Source organism: Stenotrophomonas sp. FW305-C-20-S1 (assembly GCF_058783335.1).
In genome coordinates, this window is record NZ_JBYTEK010000078.1 from 1 (window position 1) to 2,483 (window position 2,483).

General features: G+C 69.1%; 2 protein-coding genes. Both read right to left on the bottom strand.

Features of this window, described 5'->3' with window-relative positions:
* Window positions 1–77: 77 nt before the first annotated feature.
* Entirely contained in the window at window positions 78–995 is a 918-nt protein-coding gene (locus tag AC3WTC_RS20455) for an NAD-dependent epimerase/dehydratase family protein (RefSeq protein WP_492712424.1), read from the bottom strand.
* Between the two features lie 10 nt (window positions 996–1,005).
* Complete coding sequence (panE, locus tag AC3WTC_RS20460) at window positions 1,006–1,944, bottom strand: 2-dehydropantoate 2-reductase (protein WP_312308208.1); 939 nt, start codon at window positions 1,942–1,944, stop codon at window positions 1,006–1,008.
* Between the last annotated feature and the right edge of the window lie 539 nt (window positions 1,945–2,483).

Genomic DNA, 2,483 nt, shown 5'->3' on the forward strand with positions numbered 1-2,483 from the left:
CCCCCCCCCCCCCCCCCCCCCCCCCCCCCCCCCCCCCCCCCCCCCCCCCCCCCCCCCCCCCCCCCCCCCACTACCCGTCAGCCGGAAGCGCCCGGATCCGGTAGCGCCGGGCCATGCCCGGCGAGCGAAGCGGCAAGATCCGTCAGCCCTTCCCGATACGTTGGAAACCGCGGCGTCCAGCCCAGCGCGTCGCGCGTGCTGCGGCTGTCGATGCGCTTGCTGCTCTGGTAGAAGCGCCGCAATGTCGCGCTCACTGATGGATCGTCCCAGGCCACCGCGGGCGGCAGGGTGAATCCCCCCAGCTGCGCAGCGAAGGCCAGTACATCCTGCGGCGGCGCCGGTTCGTCATCGCTCGGCAGATACAGCGCATTGGCCGTGGGGCGTTGCATCGCGGCGATCACCACCGCAGCCAGGTCGTCCACGTGCAGGCGATTGAACACCAGCCCTGGCCGCACCACGTGCCGCGCGCGGCCCTGCGCCAGCTGCAGCAGCGCGTTGCGCCCGGGTCCATAGAGGCCCGGCAGGCGGAACATCGCCGAGGCGATACCGCGCGCCTCCGCCAGCGCACGCCATTGCGTTTCGGCGAGGCGACGCTGCCTGCCTGCCGGCCCGGTGGCATCGGCCACGCTGTGCTCATTGATCCAGCCACCGTCGCGGTCGCCGTAGACCGAGGTCGACGACAGGTAACCGAGCCAACGCAGTGAACTGCTGTCGCGCAACGCGGCATGCAGCAGGCGCAGCGCCGGGTCGCCCTCGGCATCGGGAGGGACGCTGCACAGCACCGCGTCGGCATGGGCAATCGCAGCGAGCAGGCTCGGGGCAAGCGCGGCGTCGGCACGCAGCTGATGACGCGGCAGGCCATCGCCAGGTGCCGACGCCGGATCGCGCACCGTGCCTTCCACGTGTACGCCCTGGGCCTGAAGGCGCGCGGCCAACACGCGGCCACTCCAGCCCATGCCGAGGATCAGTACGCGCTTCGGCAACGGGCCAGGCATGTTCATCGGATCACACCGAGCGCTGGGCCTGGTAGGCCTGCAGGCTGCTGTAGGCGACCTGCAGCAGCAACGCTTCCTGGCCCGCGGCGCGCGCACGCGCCAGCATGTCGCCGACGATCTGGGCCGCTTCCACCTGCTGGCCTGCTTCCAGGTCGCGCAGCATCGACGCCTTCAACGCCGAACCGGCCTGGGTCAGGGTGCCACGCGCGGTGTCCTGCGCCGCCTGCGGCACCGGCTCACCCGCCGCTTCGGCCACCGCCAGGCATTCGTCATAGAGCCCACGCACGATGGCGTCGCCGTCGTCGGTGGCCACGATCGTGCCGATGTCCGCACGCAGCAGGCAGGTGGCCGCCGCCAGCGCGGTCAGGAACGTGTACTTGATCCACTGTTCCTGGCCGATGTGCTCACTGGCCAGATGATCGAGATTGGCCTGCGCACACGCTGCTGCGAACGCCTGCACGCGCGCGGAGATCGCACCGCCATCGCGTTCGCCGAAGGTCAGCTTGGCCGGCTTGCCCAGGTGCAGCACGGTGCCATCAGGCGCCTTGGTCGCACTGATGAAGCACAGACCGCCGAGCACGGCGTCGCGGCCGAAGCGCGCGTCGAGCGCGTTGTAGTGATGCAGGCCGTTGAGGATCGGCAGCACGGTGGTACCCGCGCCCACCGCCGGGGCGATGGCATCGATCGAGCTGTCCAGGTCGTAGGCCTTGCAGCTGAGGATCACCAGATCGAACGGCTTGTCCGCAGCCAGCGCAGGCAGGGCATCTGCGGTGACGTGCTGCACCGGGAACGTGGCATCGCCCACCGGGCTGCGCAGCACCAGGCCATCACGATCCAGCTGCGCAGCGCGCGCGGGGCGCACGAGGAAGGTCACGTCCACGCCAGCCTGGGCCAGGCGACCACCGAAGTAACCGCCGGTACCGCCGGCGCCGAGGATCAGGATACGCATTGCACGCTCACTGCAGTTGGGGGATTCACTGCAGCGATTGTGCCGGAGTTTGCGGCCAACGGCTGAGCCCCTCGTGGTGGTTCGCGCAAAGCGCGGTCCATGAGGCTGGCCGGGTGGGTAGGTTGCGCAGGGGACGCCGTAAATACGTCCCTGTAGGCTCGGTCGCCGCATCCATGCGGCTCACGCCCCTGCACAACCTACCCACCCGGCCACGGACGTGTTCCGTGTGCGTCCACCACGGAAAACAAAGAAGAAAATCAAAAGCAACAGCGGGTCGCTTCGCTCGTTCCTCGCGATCATCTTTCCGATGGATCCCCATCCATCAGTTCACAAACGAAAAGAGCCGAGCAGATGCTCGGCTCCATCGCGAATGCTTCATCCACGCATGGCGTGGATCTACTGTGTCGACCAGGGTCGACACCCACCAACAGCAGCACAGACGCCGTTCCGACAGCAGCGAAAAACTGTCGAAGGCGGGGTGGGTCCGGTTGCGGGGGTGTCCGCGGCATGGATGCCGCGGCCAAGCCCCCAGGGATGGG

What these genes read in the sequence shown, in the direction of transcription:
- panE (WP_312308208.1), bottom strand. Translation starts at nt 1,944, where the DNA reads ATGCGTATCCTGATCCTCGGCGCCGGCGGTACCGGCGGTTACTTCGGT.
- AC3WTC_RS20455 (WP_492712424.1), bottom strand. Translation starts at nt 995, where the DNA reads ATGCCTGGCCCGTTGCCGAAGCGCGTACTGATCCTCGGCATGGGCTGG.